Raw genomic sequence first — 14858 nt, 5'->3', positions numbered from 1 at the left:
GCGTGTACGCGTCGGTGTGGCAGATCCCCGTCGCCATGATCTCGACCAGCACCTCGCCCGCCTTCGGGCCTTCGAGGTCGAGTTCGACGATTTCGAGCGGCTTCTTCGCTTCGAACGCAACGGCGGCGCGGGTCTTCATTTGCGGTCTCCTTCTCGGCGCTCCCAATCAGGCAAACGGAGCGGCAATGCAAGATGCTCGTAGCCTCGCTCTCACCCCTCACGTCGTCATGCTGAACTTGTTTCAGCATCCATGGCCAGACCTCTCGTCCTGCGCCGCGCCGAAGGAAGCGGCAGACCATGGACCCTGAAACCAGTTCAGGGTGACGAGAATATGAACGTCGCACACGGCTCTCTGCCCCACCATCGCCACCCCGGAGGTTTGAGCGAGGTTGCGCAACGCTCAAGCGAATGACTTAATAGAAAGGAAAGTTGATGGCCCAAGGAATGTCATCTCATGAATGAAGCTATGCGTGCGCAAACGGCAAACTTGCTTCCACAGATGCGGCTGATTGGCTTCTTCAGCAGTATCCTCGCAGCAATGAAGGGATAGTGCCGTTGGAGCATCTTTCTTTGCGTCGAAATGACACCGAACGACTGGCGAGGGCATATCTTGCAGATCCAACATGGACAACCGACATGCTTTATCGTCTCTTTGCGCAACGCCTCGGATTGAGCAGGCTGGTTCGCCTCTTAGACCAAGGAGGGCATCGAGATGGCAGGGATAACGAACTTCTCCGCTACCACCTTGAACCTCTCCTCAGAAACTTCCCAAATATCGAAGATCAGCGTTAAGCAGCAGACTTTGTTCCTAACTTGAAGTGAAACCGGAGCTTGATCGCTAAAAGCTCAACACTCCACCACGCTAACCGCCAGCCCGCCCTTCGACGTTTCCTTATACTTGTCCCGCATATCCCGCCCCGTTTGCAGCATCGTCGCGATCACCGTGTCGAGACTCACGACATGCGTGCCGTCGCCGATCATCGCGATGCGGCTCGCGTCGATCGCCTTGATCGATCCCATCGCGTTGCGTTCGATGCACGGGATTTGCACCAGCCCGCCGATCGGGTCGCACGTCAAGCCGAGATTATGCTCCATGCCGATCTCGGCAGCGTTTTCGACCTGCGCGTTGGTGCCGCCCAATGCCGCGGTGAGCCCCGCCGCCGCCATCGAGCAAGCGACTCCGACTTCGCCCTGACAGCCGACTTCGGCGCCCGAGATGCTGGCGTTGCGTTTGTAGAGCGCGCCGACCGCGCCCGCGGCGAGCAGGAAGGTACGCACCCCAGCGTCATCGCCGCGATAGCCGCGGCGGTAGAAGCGGATCACCGCGGGGATGATCCCCGCCGCGCCGTTGGCCGGCGCGGTGACGACCTTGCCGCCCGCGGCATTTTCCTCGTTCACTGCCATCGCCCACAGATTGATCCAGTCCATCATCGCGAGCGGGTCGGTCAGATTTTGTTCGTGGCGGTTGCGGATGTCGTCGGCAATCTGCGGCGCGCGACGCTTGACCTTCAGCCCGCCCGGCAAAATCCCGGTGCTGCAGCAGCCCGCCTCGATCGACGCGTCCATGGCGCCCGCAATCGCATCGAGTCCGGCGTTTACTTCGTCGAGGCTGCGATGCACCAGCTCGTTTTCGAGCATCATTTCGGCGAAGCTTCTGCCCGACGCGGCGCCCATGCTCAGCAGGTCGGCGCCCGAGGTGAAGGCGAAGGGCAGCTCAACCTCATCCTCGGCGCCGCGGCTGTTGCGCCCCGCCTCATCCTCGTCGACGACGAAGCCGCCGCCGATCGAAAAATACGTCCGCTTGGCGAGGATTTCGCCGTCGGCGTCGCGTGCGGTGAAGCTCATCGCGTTGCTGTGGAACGGCTGGCGCTGGCGCATCTGGAAATGCAGGTCGCGCGCGGGCTGGAAGCGGACGCGCTGACGGCCGAGCAGGTAGAGAAAACCTTCGCTGGTCGCGCGATCCCAATGCGCCCTAATCGCGGCGAGGCTGGTGTTGGCAGGAATCTCGCCGGCCAGACCCGCAACGATCGCGGTGTCGGCGGCGTGGCCCTTGCCGGTCAGCGCCAACGATCCATAAAGATCGGCTTCGACGTGCACGGTCCGATCGAACAGGTTCTGCTCGTCGAGCCAGACCGTGAAACGGCGGGCCGCAACCATCGGACCCACGGTGTGTGAGCTCGACGGTCCGACACCGATTTTGAAGAGTTCGAAGAGGCTGATTGTCATGACGGCGCCTATAGAGGCGGCACCGTCATCACGATAGACACCAGTTCAAATTTCATTACGGCATCCGCGAAATCCTTCCTGTCGCGTAGCGATGGGGAGGGGGACCACCGAAGGTGCTGGAGGGGGCGACGACGATGCGCCCTTGCCCCTCCGTCAGCGCTTCGCGCTGCCACCCCCCCTGCGCTGCGCGACAGGGAGGATCATTCGGTTACGCCGGATAGGTCCAGGTCGTGTCGCGAGCGAAATTCTCTGCCGCGAAGTCCCAGTTCAACAGCTCATCGACCACCGCATCGACATAGGCCGGGCGCAAATTCTTGCGGTCGATATAGTAAGCATGTTCCCACACGTCGATCACCACCAGAGGCTTGATGCCAAGGGTCAGCTCGGTACCGGCGTCGTGGGTGTCGGTGACCGACAGCGTGCCGTCGCGTGACACCAGCCAGGCCCAGCCCGACGCGAAATGATTGACCGCTGTTTCCTTAATCTTCTTTTTCAGATCGTCGAGCGACCCGAAATCGCGAGTAATCGCGGCGAGCAGCTCGCCTTCGGGCGCGGTCTTTTCGGGGCTCAGGCTGTTCCAGTAAAAAGCGTGGTTCCACGACTGAGCGGCGTTGTTGAACAAGCCCTTGTTGCCCGCGCCCTCGGCATGGTGGACGATTTCTTCGAGCGGCTTGTCGGCGAGCTCGGTGCCTTCAATCGCGGCATTGACCTTGTCGACATAGGCCTTGTGATGTTTGCCATGATGCGTCGCGAGCGTGTCGGCCGAAATATGCGGCTCGAGCGCATCCTGCTTGTAGGGCAGCGGGGGAAGAGCGATCGTCATGGCAGTCTCCGTTGTTTTTTCAGAGGGGATGAGGGGCTAAACTCGGTATCGGGGCGCGGGGTTGCAAGGTTTGGGCGGGGAATTTTCCTTTCGCCCCCTCCCCTTCAGAGGGGCGGCGGAGTTGGTCCGGCTCTTGCCGGACCTTTAGTCGTACGGGTGGAGGCTAACGGCATTGCGCAATGCCGATGGCCGCCACCCGCTGCAACTAGGCAGCAAGTTGCCAAGTTTCGCTGCCCTCCCATGAAGCGGAGGGATGGAGCTACGTAACCATCGCTTGCAAAGTCGCAATCCGGTCAGCCTCCTCCGCCGTTTTATCGCGGGGGTTGCGTGCGTTGCGCGGTAAGCGCATCGCCAAACCCGACTTGTGGCGCTTCGATGCATGAATCGAATCGAAGGCGACTTCGAGCACCAGCGACTTTTCGACCTCGCGGACCGGGCCGAAGCGACCCACCGTGTTGTCGCGGACGAATTTGTCGAGCCATTTCAACTCTTCGTCGGTGAATCCCGAATAGGCTTTGCCCACTGGCAGCAGCTCGCCATCGTCGCTCCAGCAGCCGAAGGTATAGTCCGAATAGAAACTTGCGCGGCGGCCGTTGCCGCGCTGCGCGTACATCATCACGCAATCGGCGGTGAGCGGGTCGCGTTTCCATTTATACCATAGTCCGGCGCGCCGCCCCGCGACATACGGCGCATCGCGGCGCTTGAGCATCACCCCCTCGATCGCCGCATCGCGCGCGCCCGCGCGGCGTTCGGCGAGGTCGTCGAAATCGGCCGCCTCGATCACCTGCGACAAGTCGAAATGGCTGTCGGCGAGCCGCGGGACAAAGGTCTCCAATCGCCGCCGCCGCTCGGTCCACGGCAGGGGGCGCAGGTCGTTGCCGTCGACCGCGAGCAGATCATAGACGCGGACGAACGCCGGATATTCGGCGAGCATCTTCTTCGACACTGTCTTGCGTCCAAGCCGTTGCTGCAGCGCGTTAAAACTCGCAGCCTCGCCGCCCTGCGCATCGCCGCGGACCAGCAGTTCGCCGTCGATCACCGCATCCTGATCGAAGGCGGCTACCAGCTCGGGAAAGGCCGCGCTGATCTCTTCGCCGCCGCGGCTGTAGATACGCGTCTGGCCGCCGCCATGGACGATCTGGACGCGGATGCCGTCCCATTTCCATTCGGCGGCGTAGTCGGCGAGATCGACGGTCGCGTCCTCGAGTGGATGCGCGAGCATGAAGGGGCGGAAGAAGGCGACATCGGCGAGGTCGGGCCGTTCGGCCTGCCCCTCGCCCCATGCGAACAGCGGCGCATAGGGCGGCGGAATCGCGTGCCACAGCTCCTCGACATCGTCGACGGGCACGTCGAATGCCTGCGCAAACGCCTGTTTCGCCAACCGCGCCGACACCCCGACGCGCATCCCGCCGAGCGCGAGCTTGAGGAGTGCGTAGCGCCCGTCTGCGTCGAGGCGATCGAGGAGGGACGCGAGGATCGCGGGGGCGGTGGCGCGGGTGGCGGATGAGAGGGCTTCGACGGCCTGCGAAACCGTCAATCCCCCCTCCCCTTCACGGGAGGTGGTGGGGCCGTCGGCCTCGAGCTGCCCTGCGACCCCCACCCCAACCCTTCCTCTGAAGGGGAGGAGCTTGTTCGGTTCCGGCCACAGCAGCGCCGCAGTCTCCGCCGTATCACCGACAAAATGCCGCGACAGGCGGAACAATTCCTCATCGACCCGCGTCGCCAGCAATGTCCGCACCATCGCCGATTTCACCGCTGGGAAATCGAAGCTCTCGGTCAGCGCTGCAATCACCCAGCCGCGATCGGGATCAGAGGTGTGCTTCAGATAATCGGCGATCAGCGCCAGTTTGCTGTTGCGCGAGCGAGTGTAGATCAGCCGATCGATCAGGGCGGCGAAGGCTTTCACGCCTCCTCCTCCAGATCGCGGCCGACCAGATGCAGTGCGCGCGCGTTGCGTTGGTGCAATTCGCACCAGCGCAGCAAGCCGTCCTCGCTGCCATGGGTGATCCATGTCTCTCTGGGGTTCACCGCCGAGATCGTCGATGTCAGCTCGTCCCAGTCGGCATGGTCCGAAATCACCAGCGGCAGTTCGACCATCCGCTGCCGCGCGCGCTGGCGCACGCGCATCCACCCCGAAGCCATCGCCGTGACCGGATCGGGCAATCGCCGCGACCAGCGGTCGTTCAGCGCCGAGGGCGGTGCGACTATGATCTGCCCCGCCATGTCTTCTTTGTCGGTTTCGCTGACCAGCCGCAGTTCGCCCAGATCGACGCCGTGCGCGGTATAGAGCGTGCACATTTTTTCGATCGCGCCGTGGATATAGATCGGTGCGTCCCATCCGGCGGCGCGGATCTCTGCCATCACCCGCTGCGCCTTGCCCAGCGCGTAGGCGCCGACCAGAACACAGCGATCGGGCTCAGCGCGCACCGCGCCGATCAGCTTGGCGATCTCTTGGCTCGTCGGCGGATGGCGAAACACCGGCAGGCCGAACGTCGCCTCGGTGATGAAGATGTCGCAAGGCACGACCTCAAACGGCGCGCAGGTTGGGTCGGGGCGCCGCTTGTAGTCGCCGGTGATAACGATCCGTTCGCCCGCATATTCCATCAAAATCTGCGCGCTGCCCAGCACATGTCCGGCGGGATGAAAGCTGAAGCGCACCCCGCCGCGCTCGAAGCCATCGCCATAACCGAACGCCTGATTATGGCTCGCCTCGACATCGACGCCGTAGCGCAGTGCCATGATCGCCAGCGTTTCGGGGGTCGCGAACACCGCGCCATGGCCGCTGCGCGCATGGTCGGCATGGCCGTGGGTGACCGCGGCGCGTTCGACGGGGCGCGACGGATCGATCCACAGGTCGGCAGGCTTCACATAAAGCCCGTGCGGATGCGGTTCGAGCCAGGGCTTGCCCTTTGCCATCAGGCGGCGAGCTCTCGCACATGCGCCAGATCGGCGACGAACGCCGCGCGCTCTTCAGCGGCGCGTGCCCGGTCGGACAGCCGCAGCAGGAAAGAGGGATGGATCGTCGCGACCAGCCTGGTACCTCCGGCAAGTTCATGCACCGCGCCGCGCATCGACGTGACGCTCATACTCTTGCCCGTCACGCCGCGCAGTGCGCTGGCGCCGAGCGTGACGATCAGTTCGGGCTGGACCAGCGCGCGCTCCTTGTCGAGCCACCAGCGGCAGATGTCGATTTCACCGGTCGTCGGATTCTGGTGCAACCGCCGCTTGCCGCGCGGCTCGAACTTGAAATGCTTGACCGCATTGGTGAGGAACAGCCGCTGCCGATCGAGCTCCGCTTCCTCCAGCGCCGCGTTCAAAACCTGCCCCGCGGGACCGACGAACGGCCGTCCTTCCAGGTCCTCGCGGTCACCAGGCTGCTCACCGACCAGCATGACACGCGCCGCCGCCGGACCTTCGCCGACCACCGCCTGCGTCGCGTTGCAATGTAGTGGGCAGCGCGTGCAGCCACCAACCGCGCGGGCGAGGTCATCCAGCGTGTCGATGTCGTCAGTCAGAACTAAGGCTTCGCGCACGCTGATTCGCCATTTGTCGGTTTGCGGGTTAGCAAGCGAAACGGCGGTCGCGCGCATCCGTTCCACCCGCGCCGCGGCGCCAGCGAGCAGCGGCGCGATATCTTGCGCCTCGGGCAAGTTCTTCCAGTATTTCTTCGGCATTTCGGCACGCATCGCGGCGATCTTGACCCGCGCGGGGTTGAAGATCGCGCCATAATAGGTGCGCCACTGATCCTCGACGACGTCGCTATCGGGTACCTCGTCCTTTGTCCCACCCGCTCCATAGGTCAGTGTTTCGTCCTGCCAGATCGCCCGCGCATTGGGGGTCACGATCGCCCAGTCCATGCCGTAAAAACGTCGCTGAAAGAAAGGCGCGGTCAGCCGCAGGATGCGATGGTCGGGTTCGAACCACGCGGCAAACCGCTCGCGCCCAGCATCCTCCCCTAGCCGCCGAAAGCGCACAAAGGCGTGCATCTTATGAATGTCGCGGCGGATCGCTTTATCGGTCTTGCTGAGCCAGTCGATATCGGGATCGGATCGCCGCGCCAGCAGCTGCCGGTCGCGCAGCGCGCGCCAGACGATGCGATAGAGCCGTGCGGGCACGTTGGCATCGCTATGACAGATCACCCGGTCGGCCATAGCGAGCAATTCGCGCGGCAGCGACACCGCAGCGCCCGATGCGGGTGGTGCGTCGTCGCCGAACAGCGACGCGCCTTCCTCGGCGCCACGCCAGCTCACATCCTCGGGGGCCACGCCGCCCGCGAGCAGCTCGCGCGCCGCATCGCGCCATTCGGCGAAATCGCCGGGCCGGGCGAGCACGACTTCCCTCATAGCGCCAGCGACAATTGCTCCGCGGGGGGAGCGAAGCGTGCGCGCAGGCTGGCACTGTCGGTCAGCGACCCCGGCCGCCAGTCAGGCGTGACGATGAACGGCAGCAGCTTCTTCACCGACGCAGTCAGCTTTGCCAGGTCGCCGATCCGCAGCTTGCCGGTCCGCCGCACCGCCACAATCCGGTCGACCGCGCGTGTTCCCAGCCCCGGCACCCGCAGCAGCAGGTCGCGCGGGGCGCGGTTGATGTCGACAGGGAAAATGTCGCGCCGCATCAGCGCCCAGGCGAGCTTGGGATCGATGCTCAAATCGAGCATCCCGCCGCTCGCTCCCTCCATGATTTCGGCGCGCTGAAAGCCGTAGAAGCGCAGCAGCCAGTCGGCTTGGTAGAGTCGGTGTTCGCGCATCAGCGGCGGTCGTACCGGCGGCAAATCGCTGCTCGCGTCGGGGATCGGACTGTACGCCGAATAATAGACGCGGCGCAGGCGGTAGCCCGAATAGAGATTGGTTGCGGTTGCGAGGATATCATCGTCACGCGATGCGTCGGCGCCGATGATCATCTGCGTCGATTGCCCCGCGGGCGCAAAGCGCGGCGGTTTCGCCTTTTTTAGCAGCCGCCCTTTGGCAGCCTCGATCGCATCGTCGGCGCCGACGCGTACCGATGCCATCGTTTTGCGGATCGTTTCGGGTTTTTTCTCGGGCGCGAAGCTCTGCAATCCAGCCTCGGTTGGCAGCTCGACATTGGTCGACAGCCGGTCGGCGTAGAGGCCGGCGCGCGCGATCAGTTCGGGCGCCGCCCCGGCAATCGTCTTCAAATGGATATAACCACCGAACCGATACTCCTCGCGCAGGATGCGCGCCACTTCGACCAATTGCTCCATCGTATAATCTTCGGAGCGGATGATGCCCGAAGACAGAAAAAGCCCCTCGATATAATTGCGCTTGTAAAAATCGAGCGTCAGCCGCACCACCTCCTGCGGATTGAACCGCGCCCGCGGCACATTGCTCGACGCCCGATTGATGCAGAAGCGGCAGTCGTAGATGCAAAAATTGGTCAGCAATATCTTGAGCAGCGAAATGCAGCGCCCGTCAGGCGCATAGCTGTGGCAGATGCCCATTCCCTCGGTCGATCCGATCCCTTTGGTACCGCTCGAATCGCGTTTGACTGACCCCGACGACGCGCACGACGCGTCATATTTGGCTGCGTCGGCCAATATGCTGAGCTTTTCGAGAATCGGTTTTCCGGACATTTGCTATACATAGCATAGGAACATACAAGGAACAAACCGCTCTGGCGCGGTCAGGCGTCGCGCCACCGCGCGGGCAAGGTGATGTCGAGGAACAACCCGGTCGGTTCCCACCGCCGCTCGATCGTACCGCCCAGATTGTTGCGGACGCTGCGTTCCATCAACAGGGTGCCGAAGCTGGTCTTCTCGGGCGGCCCGATCGGGCCGTCATTGCCGGTTTCGGTCCAGGTCAGCCGGAACAGCCGCGGATCGCTGCCTTCCGGATCCTGGGTCCATTGGATATCGACGTCGCCACTCGCGCCCGACAGTGCGCCATGCTTGACCGCGTTGGTCGCCAGTTCGTTGAACACCAGCGCCATCGCGACCAGCGCGTTTTCGGGCAGCAGCAGGTCCGGCCCAGACCAGCGGATGCGCGGAAAGGCCGCCTCGACCTCGCGCAGCAGCGCGTGCATCGACCCGGTCATGAAGTTCGCGCCAAGCAGGACATTCTGCGCGCGATTAAGCGCATCGAGCCGACCGGTGATCCGCTCGACATAATCGTCGACATCGGTCGCCGCGTGGCGCGTCAGCGAAATGATCGCACTGACCGTCGCGAACAAATTGCGCATCCGGTGGTGCAATTCGCGCATCAACAGATTGGCATTTTCCTGGCGGCTTTTCTGTTCGGTGATGTCGATGCTGATCCCGGTCAGGATCGCGTCGGTCGTGTTAACGTCCCAGTCGGCGCGGACCGCGATCCAGCGCACCCCGCGTTCGGGATGCTGGATGCGATATTCGGTTGCATAATGGGTGCCGCTCTCGACCGATCCACCAAGCACACTGCGCACCATGTCGCGGTCGTCGGGAAGCAGTCGCTCATAAAAGCCGTCGATATCGGCCAGCGCGGTAGCAAAGTCCGCTCCCCAAAGCTCGGCAGCCGCACCGCCCCAATTGATCGATCCGGTTCGCGCGTCATAGCGCCAGGTCGCGATGCCCGAAAAGTCGAGCGCGCGCTCCAGCGTCTGCCGCGCCTCGTCGCGTTCGGCGACGATGCGCCGCAGGTCGGCCTCGGCCATGATGATCGCGGCGAAATCCTCGAGCCGTTCCAGTTCGCGCTCGACCAGCACCGGCCGCTCCTTGCGATCGATCACGCACAGGGTGCCCAATATGGTTCCGTTATAGGCGCGCAGCGGTACGCCGGCGTAGAAACGAATGAACGGATCGCCGGTCACCAGCGGATTATCGCGAAAGCGCTCGTCACCCAGCACATCGACAATGACCACCGGCTTGTCTTCGGCGATCACATATTGGCAAAAACTGATGTCGCGCGGCGTTTCAGAGACGTCGAGGCCGTAAGAGGATTTGAACCACTGGCGGCAATCATCGACCAGCGAGACCAGCGCGATCGGCGCGTCATAAAGGTCGGCGACCATCTTGGTGACGCGGTCGAACGCTTCCTCCGGGCCGGTGTCGAGTATCCGGTATTCGCGAAGCGTATCGAGGCGCAGGCGTTCGGCCTGTTCCGGACCTGCATAACCTCCGTCCGCCAACTGATGCCCCTCACGTCCTCCGGATCCTGCGGGCCGCTCTGCCATGAATATGGTCCCTAAAAAAGTCTGTTTGCCATCGGATCAGGAAAGCGGCGTAATTCCACTGACTTACCGATAGCGCGAAGGCGTCCCGGCTGACTCTACGCATCGCACGATGACAAGTTGCAGCGCTTCGTCGCGCATTTTTGATTCAATTTTGCGGAACCGTCGCGCGCGCGGACGCGTATGACGGTTCAAAGCGGGAGGTAATAAATGCCATTGGGTGAAGAGCTTCGCGGACATTTACCGTATTTGCGCCGTTACGCGCGCGCGCTGACCGGCAGCCAGCAGCATGGCGACAATTTTGTGCATACGACACTGGAAGTCATCGTGGCCGCCCCTGACGAATTCAGCGCGGGCAACGGCACCCGCATCGACCTGTATCGCAATTTCCACCGCATCTGGGAAAGCGCCTACATCGATGACGGCGAAGGCAGCGACGACGGCGAAGATCCCTTCGTGCGTGCTGCAAACAAAAGGCTGGCGCAGATCACACCCTTGGGCCGTCAGATATTGCTGCTGACCGCGCTCGAAGGCTTTTCGGTCGGCGAAGCTTCGATCATCACCGGAACCGATGACGAGACGGTCGAAACTTTGCTCGGCGAAGCGGTCGCGGACCTCGACCGCGAGTCTTGTACCTCGGTGCTGATTATCGAAGACGAGCCGTTGATCGCGATGGAACTCGAACAGATCGTCCGCAACCTTGGCCACACCGTCGCTGGCGTCGCCACCACGCACGCCGACGCGGTCGCCGCCTTCGAATCAACCGATGCCGGGCTGGTGCTGGCCGATATTCAGCTCGCCGATGGGTCGTCGGGGATCGACGCGGTACAGGATATTTTGGCGATCGCGCCGGTACCCGCGATCTTCATCACCGCCTTTCCCGAACGGCTGCTGACCGGCGGGAGGGTCGAGCCGACCTTCCTGATCTCGAAACCGTTCCGCGAGAATACGGTGCGCGCAGCGATCAGCCAGAGCCTGCTGTTTACGCCCCAGCTGGCGGCGTAACCGGGCTTATTCGCGGCCAGGCCCGTTTGCGGTCAGATAATCGACGTCGTCCATGATCGAGCGGAACACTTCGCTCGACGCGAGTTCGTCGCTACTGCGCCGCGGCATGGTACCGCTCTCGAGGATCGTCTGCAACGCTGCGCGCGCGCGCGACACGCGGCTTTTCATTGTCCCCACCGCGCAGTCGCAGATCGCGGCGCCTTCCTCATAGGACAGTTGTCCCGCCCCGATCAGCACCAGCGCCTCGCGCTGGTCGACGGGCAGCATCAACAAGGCGCGCTGGACGTCGGCCAGATGCAGGCTATCATCCTGGTCATCGGGGGCGACGAGCAGCCGTTCGGCTGCGAGTTCGTCATATTCGGCGGTGAATTTCTTGCGCCGCATCTGCGACAGGAAACAATTACGCAGGATAACGAACGCCCAGCTTTTCATGCTGGCCGGACCCGGCACATATTGCGCGCGCGCCTTCCACGCCTTGAGCATCGTTTCCTGAACGAGATCGTCGGCCAGGTCGGCGTTGCCGCAGAGGCTGCGGCCAAAAGCGCGCAGATGCGGCAGCATCGCCGCCAACTCCTGTTTAAAGCTGGCATCGTCGAGCGGTTCAGCGCCGGGCGCTTGGGGCGTTATATCGTTGATACTATAGCCTTGTTTTTAGGGACAACGATCAATTGGCAGATCAGGCTTAGCGGGTCGTGCGGCCGATGCAAACCGGAACCGCGGCACCGGCCGAAAAAGCGGCGGGCAGCCGTCAATTGCCGGTCGCTCCAGAAGGACGCGTGCGGCGTCCCAGCGCGATGAAATTCTCCATCATCAAAGCATCCTGCGGGTCCAGACGTCCGCTGCCCGCCAAACGCGACAAGGCGTCGTCATGGCCGCGGAACTGCGGATCATAGAGCATTGTCCATTCGGCGAAGGCGCGTTCCGCGATTTCGCGGCGGCGAAGTTCCACCATCCCGCTATGCCGCGGATCGCTGCGGATCACCGCCAGACAGGCACCGACCTTGTCCGCTGGACCTTCAAGCAGTTGCAGAAAATTATGACCGTTGAAAATCAGCGCGCCGGTGAGCGCGTCACGTTGATTGTTGCGACGCGCCTGAACCAGAAGGGCGGCAATATCCTGTTCGCCGATCAACGGATCGGCAACGCTTATATAGATGACGGAAAGCAAGCGACGTTCTCCAGCCTTCCGCCATGCAGCAAAGGCAAAGTATAACCCCTCGCCGCAAGCCTGGTCGCCTACGCGGCACCTCGAATAGGGCCGCTGTGGCATCTTGGCAACGGTTTCGTCGCAAAAAAAGCAACCGTCGGGAACCAGCGGCGCTTTTCGTCGTTGCTCCGACATGGCTACGCAAGGCAACAACAGGTCGAACGGCACGGGCACCCCGCCCCCGGGGGCTGATGCGCCAAATCGCAAGCAAGGCAGCTTTCCCGGCACCGACAGCGACGAATGGCATCGCACGCTGACGGGTCGTCAGGCGCCCGAACCCGTCAGCGCTAAGCTGCGCATGATCTATGGCAACATCGTTTCAGAACAATTGCCCGATCATATGCTCGACCTCTTGTCGCAACTCGATCAGAAAAGCTCGAAGCAATAATGTCGGGGGCCGCTCCGGCGTCGCAAAACGGCGACAGCCTGTCCGATACCGAATTCAAGGCATTGCTCGCCGCGGTCATCCCGCATTTGCGCGCTTATGGCCGCAGTCTGTCGGGAAGCCCCGATCTCGCCGACGATTTGACGCAGGACACGATGGTCAAGGCGTGGGCGTCGCGCGATCGGTTCGAACGCGGCACATCGATCAAGGCGTGGACCTTTGTCATCCTGCGCAACACCTTCTTGTCGCAGATGCGCCGCAATAAGTTCGTCGGCGAATATGACGAAACCGCGGTCGAACGCACGATGTCGACCCCCGCCAATCAAGAAGACAGCGGCGAAATGGCCGATCTGCAACGCGGGCTGATGGAATTGCCGCAGGACCAGCGCGAGGCGCTAATTCTCGTCGGTGCCGGCGGCATGTCCTATGAGGAGGCCGCGAGTATCTGCGATTGCGCGCTCGGCACGATGAAAAGTCGCGTTTCGCGCGCCCGCGCCGCGCTCGAAGAGATTATGAACAGCGGGCAGTTCTCCCAAAAGCGCGCCGACGCGCCGCCTGCTAGCGAAGCGGTCGATGCGATCATGGACAGCGTCGAGATCATCACCGCGCGGCGTGAGGCGGCAAGCCGCTGATCCGAGGTTAGGCTTTCATTTCCGTTCGTACCGAGTTTGTCTAAGCACCGTCCTTCTTCCGGCGGCGCCCGAAGGAAAAGACAGCCCTTCGACAAGCTCAGGGCAAACGGATTTGGGTACTCGACTTTGCCGCGTCGCCGCGCCAGATTGGCGCATCTTTCCCCAGCAAAGCGAGCTTCTTGCCATGAAATCATTGCCGCTCCTCGCCCTCGCCGCCGCGCTTGCCGCGGGCGCCTGCTCCGCCAGCACGACGTCGAGCAAAGCCGCCGATCCCGCGGCGCTCGACGCCTCTGGTGAGCACCCGGCGACCCCGGTCGCCGACGCGCCGTTCACCGTGCAAGAGGTTGCGAGTTTCAACGAACCCTGGGCGATGACCTTCATACCCGGCACTCGCGGCGCGCTGATCACCGAGAAGTCGGGCAAGCTGAAGCTGTGGCAAGAAAACGGCCCGACGCTCGAAGTCGCGGGCGTACCGATGGTGGCCTATGGCGGCCAGGGCGGATTGGGCGACGTCATCGTTGCCCCCGATTTCGCAACCAGCGGCACGGTATACCTGAGCTGGGCGGAAGCGGGAGAAGGCGATACGGCGGGCGCCGTCGTCGGCATGGCAAAGCTGGTGCAGGGCGCCGCGCCGCGGCTGGAGGGGCTCAAGACGATCTGGACGCAGTCGCCAAAAGTCAGCGGCAAAGGCCACTATTCGCACCGCCTCGCCTTCTCGCCCGACGGGCAATATCTGTTCATCGGCTCGGGCGACCGGCAAAAGATGGAACCGGCGCAGGACATGAGCGGCACGCTGGGCAAGATCGTCCGGCTAAGGCCCGATGGCAGTGTTCCGACCGACAATCCGTTCGCGGCGCAGGGCGGCGTCACCGCCCAGATTTGGTCGCTGGGCCACCGCAATATTCTCGGGCTGACCTTTGACGGTGCGGGGAAGCTGTGGAATCAGGAAATGGGACCGCGCCATGGCGACGAGATCAACCTGGTCGAGCGCGGAGCCAATCATGGCTGGCCGCTCGTGTCAAACGGCGACCATTATAATGGCAGCGCGATCCCCGATCACTCGACGCGGCGCGAATTTGCGGCGCCGAAGCTGTGGTGGAATCCCGCAGTCTCGCCCGGCGGCCTCGCCTGGTACGGCGGCGACCTTTATCCCGGCTGGAAGAACAGCCTGCTGATGGGCGCCCTTTCGGGCGAAGGCCTGGTCCGCGCCAGCATCAATGGCGACGGGCTGAGCAAGGCCGATCGCTGGGACTTCGGCACTCGCATCCGCGAGGTCGAGGTGCGCGATGACGGCTCCGTGTGGCTGCTGACCGATGGCGAGAATGGCAAGCTGGTGAAGCTGGTTCCAGAGAAGTGAAGCAAGCCACATAGCCATGTCCCCGCGAAGACGGAGATCCATCTCCGGTCGTTGCAAGATCGGAC

13 protein-coding genes and 1 pseudogene are annotated in these 14858 nt (G+C 63.0%); 4 read left to right on the top strand and 10 right to left on the bottom strand.

The window, feature by feature from the left end:
- The 8 genes and pseudogenes from K0M74_RS09250 to K0M74_RS09215 form a co-directional block, all read right to left on the bottom strand.
- Positions 1-139, bottom strand: a pseudogene (locus K0M74_RS09250) (S-(hydroxymethyl)glutathione dehydrogenase); the annotation flags it as partial.
- A 707-nt stretch (positions 140-846) separates the two neighbouring features.
- Positions 847-2226, bottom strand: coding sequence for an L-serine ammonia-lyase (locus tag K0M74_RS09245; RefSeq protein ID WP_293970935.1), 1380 nt, complete (start codon positions 2224-2226; stop codon positions 847-849).
- A 208-nt stretch (positions 2227-2434) separates the two neighbouring features.
- On the bottom strand, positions 2435-3049 hold the full coding sequence (locus K0M74_RS09240; protein ID WP_293970932.1) for a superoxide dismutase: 615 nt from the start codon (positions 3047-3049) through the stop codon (positions 2435-2437).
- Positions 3050-3308: 259 nt separating this feature from the next.
- On the bottom strand, positions 3309-4955 hold the full coding sequence (locus K0M74_RS09235) for a cisplatin damage response ATP-dependent DNA ligase (RefSeq protein ID WP_293970929.1): 1647 nt from the start codon (positions 4953-4955) through the stop codon (positions 3309-3311).
- The gene (locus tag K0M74_RS09230; protein ID WP_293970926.1) at positions 4952-5965 is read right to left on the bottom strand and encodes a ligase-associated DNA damage response exonuclease; all 1014 of its coding nucleotides are present in this window, start codon (positions 5963-5965) and stop codon (positions 4952-4954) included. Before K0M74_RS09230 ends, K0M74_RS09235 begins: the two co-directional genes overlap by 4 nt.
- Positions 5965-7392 carry a UdgX family uracil-DNA binding protein gene (locus tag K0M74_RS09225; RefSeq protein WP_293970923.1) on the bottom strand — a complete coding sequence of 476 codons (1428 nt, stop codon included), beginning with the start codon at positions 7390-7392 and terminating at the stop codon, positions 5965-5967. Before K0M74_RS09225 ends, K0M74_RS09230 begins: the two co-directional genes overlap by 1 nt.
- Positions 7389-8639, bottom strand: coding sequence for a putative DNA modification/repair radical SAM protein (locus tag K0M74_RS09220; protein WP_293970920.1), 1251 nt, complete (start codon positions 8637-8639; stop codon positions 7389-7391). The genes K0M74_RS09225 and K0M74_RS09220 overlap by 4 nt, the downstream gene beginning before the upstream one ends.
- A gap of 50 nt (positions 8640-8689) precedes the next feature.
- Positions 8690-10210, bottom strand: a complete 1521-nt coding sequence (locus K0M74_RS09215; protein WP_293970916.1) for a GAF domain-containing protein — start codon at positions 10208-10210, stop codon at positions 8690-8692.
- A 207-nt stretch (positions 10211-10417) separates the two neighbouring features.
- Here K0M74_RS09215 and K0M74_RS09210 point away from each other — a divergent pair, with 207 nt between their 5' ends.
- On the top strand, positions 10418-11212 hold the full coding sequence (locus K0M74_RS09210; RefSeq protein WP_293970913.1) for a response regulator: 795 nt from the start codon (positions 10418-10420) through the stop codon (positions 11210-11212).
- A 6-nt stretch (positions 11213-11218) separates the two neighbouring features.
- Here K0M74_RS09210 and K0M74_RS09205 read toward each other — a convergent pair whose 3' ends face one another.
- Positions 11219-11839, bottom strand: a complete 621-nt coding sequence (locus K0M74_RS09205; protein ID WP_308423605.1) for a sigma-70 family RNA polymerase sigma factor — start codon at positions 11837-11839, stop codon at positions 11219-11221.
- A gap of 121 nt (positions 11840-11960) precedes the next feature.
- Positions 11961-12587 (bottom strand): BLUF domain-containing protein, encoded by a 627-nt coding sequence (locus tag K0M74_RS09200; RefSeq protein WP_293970910.1) that lies wholly within the window; start codon positions 12585-12587, stop codon positions 11961-11963.
- Between K0M74_RS09200 and K0M74_RS09195 the strand changes: the two genes are divergently transcribed.
- From K0M74_RS09195 to K0M74_RS09185, 3 genes are all read left to right on the top strand, one after another.
- Positions 12553-12807 (top strand): NepR family anti-sigma factor, encoded by a 255-nt coding sequence (locus tag K0M74_RS09195; RefSeq protein ID WP_088440435.1) that lies wholly within the window; start codon positions 12553-12555, stop codon positions 12805-12807. The genes K0M74_RS09200 and K0M74_RS09195 overlap by 35 nt on opposite strands.
- On the top strand, positions 12807-13436 hold the full coding sequence (locus K0M74_RS09190; protein WP_293970904.1) for a sigma-70 family RNA polymerase sigma factor: 630 nt from the start codon (positions 12807-12809) through the stop codon (positions 13434-13436). The genes K0M74_RS09195 and K0M74_RS09190 overlap by 1 nt, the downstream gene beginning before the upstream one ends.
- Before the next feature lie 184 nt (positions 13437-13620).
- A complete protein-coding gene (locus tag K0M74_RS09185) occupies positions 13621-14793 on the top strand; it encodes a PQQ-dependent sugar dehydrogenase (RefSeq protein ID WP_293970901.1) in 1173 nt (390 codons plus the stop codon).
- The last annotated feature ends 65 nt before the right edge of the window (positions 14794-14858 follow it).

The sequence above is a fragment of the Sphingopyxis sp. genome (genome assembly GCF_019459305.1).
In the GTDB taxonomy this organism is placed as follows: domain Bacteria; phylum Pseudomonadota; class Alphaproteobacteria; order Sphingomonadales; family Sphingomonadaceae; genus Sphingopyxis.
The sequence above is the reverse complement of the archived record's forward strand: the minus strand, read 5'-3'. Positions and strand labels throughout refer to the sequence as shown.

Bases quoted from the DNA above. Each gene is read 5' to 3' on its own strand.
- K0M74_RS09245 (WP_293970935.1), bottom strand. From the start codon at position 2,226: ATGACAATCAGCCTCTTCGAACTCTTCAAAATCGGTGTCGGACCGTCG.
- K0M74_RS09240 (WP_293970932.1), bottom strand. From the start codon at position 3,049: ATGACGATCGCTCTTCCCCCGCTGCCCTACAAGCAGGATGCGCTCGAG.
- K0M74_RS09230 (WP_293970926.1), bottom strand. From the start codon at position 5,965: ATGGCAAAGGGCAAGCCCTGGCTCGAACCGCATCCGCACGGGCTTTAT.
- K0M74_RS09225 (WP_293970923.1), bottom strand. From the start codon at position 7,392: ATGAGGGAAGTCGTGCTCGCCCGGCCCGGCGATTTCGCCGAATGGCGC.
- K0M74_RS09220 (WP_293970920.1), bottom strand. From the start codon at position 8,639: ATGTCCGGAAAACCGATTCTCGAAAAGCTCAGCATATTGGCCGACGCA.
- K0M74_RS09215 (WP_293970916.1), bottom strand. From the start codon at position 10,210: ATGGCAGAGCGGCCCGCAGGATCCGGAGGACGTGAGGGGCATCAGTTG.
- K0M74_RS09210 (WP_293970913.1), top strand. From the start codon at position 10,418: ATGCCATTGGGTGAAGAGCTTCGCGGACATTTACCGTATTTGCGCCGT.
- K0M74_RS09195 (WP_088440435.1), top strand. From the start codon at position 12,553: ATGGCTACGCAAGGCAACAACAGGTCGAACGGCACGGGCACCCCGCCC.
- K0M74_RS09190 (WP_293970904.1), top strand. From the start codon at position 12,807: ATGTCGGGGGCCGCTCCGGCGTCGCAAAACGGCGACAGCCTGTCCGAT.
- K0M74_RS09185 (WP_293970901.1), top strand. From the start codon at position 13,621: ATGAAATCATTGCCGCTCCTCGCCCTCGCCGCCGCGCTTGCCGCGGGC.